The 6,016-nt window shown below is 76.7% G+C and carries 3 protein-coding genes; 1 reads left to right on the top strand and 2 read right to left on the bottom strand.

The window, feature by feature from the left end:
* Positions 1-142: 142 nt before the first annotated feature.
* Positions 143-1,483 carry a M1 family metallopeptidase gene (locus AB0O29_RS33670; protein ID WP_365159568.1) on the bottom strand — a complete coding sequence of 447 codons (1,341 nt, stop codon included), beginning with the start codon at positions 1,481-1,483 and terminating at the stop codon, positions 143-145.
* 95 nt (positions 1,484-1,578) lie between these two features.
* The gene (locus tag AB0O29_RS33675) at positions 1,579-5,553 is read right to left on the bottom strand and encodes a Pls/PosA family non-ribosomal peptide synthetase (RefSeq protein WP_365159570.1); all 3,975 of its coding nucleotides are present in this window, start codon (positions 5,551-5,553) and stop codon (positions 1,579-1,581) included.
* 266 nt (positions 5,554-5,819) lie between these two features.
* Between AB0O29_RS33675 and AB0O29_RS33680 the strand changes: the two genes are divergently transcribed.
* A partial coding sequence (locus tag AB0O29_RS33680) for a hypothetical protein (protein ID WP_365159573.1) occupies positions 5,820-6,016 on the top strand: 197 nt, incomplete at its 3' end.

Consider the following 6,016-nt stretch of genomic DNA (forward strand, 5'->3'; position numbering starts at 1 on the left):
CCAGTACGCGGGCTTTCGCCCGGCACACCGAGAGCACGCACCAGACGCCGCGGGGCCGCCCTTCGGGCGACGACGGGAGTTTGACGACAGGCCCTGGGCCCCGGGTCCGACAGCGGCCCGGGGCGGGGCGGCGGACGGGCCGTCAGGTGCCGTGCGGCGGCGGTGGCAGCGGCGGGAGGGCCGGTTCGTCCAGCCAGGCCGCGCAGAGCCCGTCCGTCGGCCCGGGCGCGTAGCGGGCGGCGTGGGCGGTGAAGGCGGCCGTGGTCACCACGCCGTGGCGGTGCTCCACGGCCCAGTCGCGCAGCATGCGGAAGAAGGCCCGGTCGCCCAGGGCGCAGCGGAGCGCGTGGACGGTCAGGCCCCCGCGCTCGTAGAGCCGGTCGTCGAACATCAGCCTGCGGCCCGGGTCGGACAGGCGCAGGTCCTGCGGGCGGGAGGCGAGCATCCGGTGCGCGGCCGCGGCCAGTTCGTGTGCGGTGCGGCCGCCGGAGCGCTCCGACCACAGCCATTCGGCGTACTTCGCGAAGCCCTCGTTGAGCCAGATGTGCCGCCAGTCGGCGATGGTCACGCTGTTGCCGAACCACTGGTGGGCGAGTTCGTGGGCGATGAGCCGCTCCGAACCGCGGCCGCCGTCCACGTGGTTGGCGCCGAAGGCGGACAGCCCCTGGGCCTCCACCGGGACGTCCAGCTCCTCGTCGGCGACGACCACCGCGTACTCGCCGAAGGGATAGGGCCCGAACAGCTCCTCGAACAGCCGCATCATGGCGGGCTGCCGGGCGAAGTCGTGGGTGAAGCGCGGCAGCAGGTGCGCGGGCACGTGGGCGCTCTGGGGGACGGCGCCGGGCCCGGCGCCGTCCAGGGTCACGGTCCGGTACTGGCCGACGGAGAGGCCCACGAGATAGCTGGAGGTGGGCGCGGACTGCTCGTACACCCAGGTGGTGGTGCTGGCCCCGGTGGTGCGCGTGAGCAGCCGGCCGCCGGCCGCGACGGTGTACGCGGAGGGGGTGTTGAGGGAGAGGTGGTAGGAGGCCTTGTCGGCGGGCCGGTCGTTGCACGGGTACCAGGAGGGGGCGCCGACCGGCTGGCTGGCCACCAGCGCGCCGTCGGTCAGCTCCTCCCAGCCGATGCCGCCCCAGGGGCTGCGCACCGGCTTCGGGTTGCCGGCCCAGTGCACCTCGACGGTGAACGCCGCGCCGGCGGGCAGCGGCCTGGCGGGCCGGATCCGCAGCCGGCCCGCCCGGTGGGTGTAGTGCGGGGCGCGGCCGTCGAGCAGGATCCGTCCCAGCCGGAACCCGGACGCCAGGTTGAGCTGGAACTCGGCCAGCGCGGCCGGGCCGGCGATCGCGCTGATCCGGGCCCGGCCGGTGAGCCGGTTGGGGCCGGGCCGGTACTCCAGGGCCAGTTCGTAGCGGTGCGCGTGGTAGCGCGGATCGCCGTTCTCCGGGAAGTACGGGTCCGGTGCCGCTGTCTGCTGGCCGCTCACTGCCGTTTCCGCTCCCTGGGCCGTGCTCGTACGGGATACCGGTGGTGCCGGGGTCTTCGGCGTCCCGGGCCGGCGACCGGCCGGGGGACGCGGGTTCAGGAGCGCCACGCCTCGATCGGGTTGCCCAGCCAGCGGGTGCCGTCGGGGACGGTCTCCCCGGCCATCACGAGGGACGCGGGGCCCACCGTGCCGCGGGCCCCGATCGTGCTCCCGGGCAGGACGATCCCGCCCGGGCCCAGGGTGGCGCCCTCGCGCAGCACCACAGTATCCGTCCGCAGGATCCGGTCGTGGAAGAGATGCGTCTGCAACACGCAGCCCCGGTTCACGCTGACCCCGTCGCCGATCGTCACCAGGTCCGTCTCGGGCAGCCAGTGGCTCTCGCACCAGGTGCCCCGCCCGATGCGGGCGCCGAGGCCGCGCAGCCACAGCGTCAGCAGCGGCGTACCGGGCACCGATCCGGCCAGCCAGGGCACGGCGAGGACCTCGGTGAAGGTGTCGGCGAGCTCGTTGCGCCACACGAACGCGCTCCACAGCGGGTGTTCGCCGACCCGGTGCCGGCCCACCAGCAGCCACTTGGCGGCGACGGTGACCGCGCAGGCGGCCGCCCCGGCGGCCAGGAGCACCGCCCCGGACAGCAGGGCGGCCCCCGCCGGGCCCAGCCGGCCGGGCGCCGCCAGCGCACAGAGCGCCGCGACCGTCAGGACGGCGAGGGCCGCCGAGCAGAACACCGGGACGATCCGGCAGAGTTCGACCAGTCCGCGCGCCCACAGCAGGCGCGCGGGCGGGTCGTAGGTGCGGCCCTGGTCGGCGGCGGCCGCGGACCGCGGCAGCCGCACCGGCGGCAGGCCCAGGTAGGAGCCGCCCTTCTTGGCCTTCTTGGGGGTCGCGGACAGGACCCCGACCAGCCCGTCGTCGGGGACCCCGCGGCCGGGGGCGGTCATGCCGGAGTTGCCGAGGAAGGCGCGGCGCCCGATCCGCGAGGGCCCGATCCGCACCCAGCCGCCGCCGAGTTCGCAGGGCGCGGTCAGGGTGTCGTCGGCGAGGAACGCCCCGTCGCCGACGGTGGTGAGGCTGGGCAGCCCGAGGACGGTGGACACCTCGGCGCGGCGGCCGACGCGCATGCCGAGCAGCCGCAGCCAGACGGGGGTGGCCAGGGCGGCGTACAGCGGGAAGAGGGTGTCACGGGCGAGGTCCATCAGCTGGGTGACGGCCCAGGCCTGCCAGCCGGTCCGGCTGTGCGTGGGATGGCTGCCGGGGCGCAGTCCGAGGCTGAGCGCGCGGACCCCGGCCAGCACCAGCAGGGCGTACGCGAGCCCGTAGGCGAGCGCCCCGGGCACCACCGCGAGCAGCGCCCCGCGCAGGGCCCGGCCGGCGCCCGCGTCGGCGGGCACGAAACGGCCCGCCACGAGGAGCGCGGGCACGGCCGCGAGCAGGGGCAGGGCGGTGAGGGCGACGCCGGTGGCCCCGTACATGGCCCGCCACAGCCGCGGGCGCGGCGGGCGCTGCGGCGGCCAGTCGTGTTTGGCCCGGCCGAGTTTGACGGCCGGGGCCCCGGCCCACCGCTGGCCGGTCGGGACGTGGCCGACGACGGCGGAGCCGGGGGCGACCTCGGCCCGCTTGCCGACCCGCGCGCCGGGGAAGAGGAGGCTGCGCGTGCCGACGACGGCGCCCGCGCCGACCCGGACCGGGCCGATGACGAGCTGGTCCCCGTCGAGCCAGTGCCCGCAGAGGTCCACCTCGGCCTCCACGGCGCAGCCGCGGCCGAGCCGGAGCATGCCGGTGACCGGGGGCAGGGAGTGCAGGTCGACCTCGGGGCCGACGCGGGCGCCGAGGGCCCGCGCGTAGCGTTCCAGCCAGGCCCCGGTGAGGGAGGTGGCGCCGGCGCACTCGGCGAGGCGTTCGGCGGTCCACAGCCTCAGGTGGACGCCGCCGCCCCGCGGGTGGCGTCCGGGCCGCACCCCGCGCAGCAGCAGCCGGGCGCCGCCGGCGGCGATCGCGAGGCGGCCGGGCGGGGTCAGCAGCAGGAGCGCCCCGGCGGCGACGAGCCACCAGGGGGCGGTGGGCGCCCACGGGTAGGGGCCGATCAGGTGCAGGACGTCGCCCACGGCGAACAGCACCACCGTGCGGCGCAGTCCGGTCAGGGTGAACAGCGGGAGCAGCAGCAGTGTCTGCAGGACGCGGGAGCGCGCCGGGACGGGGGTGACGGTGCGGGGTGCCTCGTCCTCCCCCGCCTTCTTCTCCAGCCGCCGGGCCAGTTTGCGCAGGACGGGCTGCTGGTAGACGTCGAGGACGGCGGCGCCGGGGTAGCGGGCGCGCAGCAGGGTGGCGAGCCGGGCGGCGGCGAGGCTGCCGCCGCCGATGGCGAAGAAGTCGTCGTCGGCGCCGGTGACGGGCACGCCCAGCGCCTCGCTCCACTGTTCGGCGAGCCAGGCCTCGGTGCCGTGCAGGGGTGCGCCGGGCGCGCCGGTGCCGGCTCCGGGCAGGGGCCAGGGCAGGGCGTCGCGGTCCACCTTGCCGGAGGTGCGGGTGGGGAGCGCGTCGACGGGGGCGAGCAGGGGGACGAGGGCGGCGGGCAGTTCGGCGCGCAGCCGGGCGAGGGCGGCGGTGTGGTCCCAGCCGTCCTGGGTGACGAGGTAGCCGACGAGGAGCTGGTTGCCGCCGCGCGCGGTGCGTACGGCGGCGGCGGCGCCGCTGACCCCGGGCAGGGCCTGGAGGGCGGCGTCGACCTCGCCGAGTTCGATGCGGCGGCCGCCGAGTTTGACCTGTTCGTCGCCGCGTCCGAGGAAGACCAGGCCCTCCGGTTCCGCGCGGACGAGGTCGCCGCTGCGGTAGGCGCGCGGCCAGCCGAGGGAGTCGAGCGGGGCGTACTTCTCGGCGTCCTTGGCCGGGTCGAGGTAGCGGGCCAGTCCGACGCCGCCGATCACGAGCTGTCCGCTGCCGCCCATGGGCACCGGTTCGCCCGATCCGTCGACGACGGCGAGCTCCCAGCCGGCCAGCGGCAGGCCGATCCTGACCGGCTCCTCGCCGGTCAGCAGTGAGGCGCAGGCGACGACGGTGGCCTCGGTGGGGCCGTAGGTGTTCCAGACCTCGCGCCCCTCGGTGACGAGCCGGCGGCTCAGTTCGGGCGGGCAGGCCTCGCCGCCGAAGATCAGCAGCCGGACCTCGTCGAGGTGCTCGGGCTCCCAGAGCGCGGCCAGGGTGGGGACGGTGGAGACGACGGTGATCTCCTGGTCCACCAGCCAGGGGCCGAGGTCGGCGCCGGCGCGCACCTGCGAGCGCGGGACGGGCACGAGGCAGGCGCCGTGGCGCCAGGCCAGCCACATCTCCTCGCAGGAGGCGTCGAAGGCGACGGACAGGCCGGCCATGACCCGGTCGCCGGGGCCGAGGGGCTCGTCGGCGAGGAAGAGCGCGGCCTCGGCGTCGACGAAGGCGGCGGCGCTGCGGTGGCTGACGGCGACGCCCTTGGGGCGGCCGGTGGAGCCGGAGGTGAAGATGATCCACGCGTCGTGTCCGGGCGTCGGCGGCGCCGAGCGGACCCGGTCGTGGGCGCGGGGGCCGGTGAGTTCGACGCCGGGGCCGGCGCCCAGGACGGCGCGGACCCCGGCCTCGGCGAAGACGAGCCCGGCGCGTTCGTCGGGGTCCTCGGCGTCGACGGGTACGTAGGCGGCGCCGGCGGCGAGTACGGCGAGGATCGACGTGTACAGGTCGTTGGTCCCCGACGGCACCCGGACGCCGACGCGGTCGCCGAGGCCGATCCCGCAGGCGGCGAGGACCCGGCGCCTGCGCTCGACCTCGGCGGCCAGGGCCCGGTAGGTCAGGCGGGCGGTGCCGTCGTCGAGGGCGGGTTCGTCGGGGTGGGCGCGTACGGAGGCGGCGAACACGTCGACGAGGGTGCGGGGCGGGGCGGCGGGCCCGGCGGAGAACCGGGCCGATTTGGCGGCGGCCCCGTCGGGGGCGTCCGGGTGTCCGCGCGGCTCGCCGGCCGCTTCCCCGTCCGGGCCTCCTCCTTCGGGTCCCCGTTCCCCCTCGTCGAGCAGATCGAGTTCACCGCGCCCTGGTGTGATTGCCATCAACCCTCGCGTCTCGTTCCCGGAATCGTCCGGAGCGCCGGCGGGCCCGGGTCTGCCCGGGTTGTTCCGTTCCGGCGCCGAACAACCCATCAGCGTAGTGCGGTGGTGGGGCGATTCCGGTTGAAGCGCCGGGCGTGGCCGGATCACGCCGCTCTTCGGGTGGTGGCCGGACGTGTCGGCGGGCGGCGGCGGTCCCGTTTCGCGATGCTGGGCCGGGCGCGGCAGCAGGAGGGCGGCCGGCCCCGCACGGCGACAAGGAGAACGGCATGCCGACGGACTCGGTCGGACGGTTCCTGGCGGCTCTGGACCCCCGGCAGCGGGAGGCCGTCGAGGACAGGCCGCGCGAGGAGCAGGAGCGGCTCGCGGCGGCCTGGGAGGAGGAGCTGGAGGCGGACGACGAGCTCGACACCCTCGACGAACTCTCCCCGCCCGCCGCCGAGTCGGAGGCGGCCCGCCGGGTCAT

Origin of the sequence: Streptomyces sp. NPDC089915 (genome assembly GCF_040684675.1) — a bacterium.
Classification (GTDB): Bacteria; Actinomycetota; Actinomycetes; order Streptomycetales; family Streptomycetaceae; genus Streptomyces.

Coding starts and splice junctions, on each gene's coding strand:
- AB0O29_RS33675 (WP_365159570.1), bottom strand. CDS start 5,553: ATGGCAATCACACCAGGGCGCGGTGAACTCGATCTGCTCGACGAGGGG.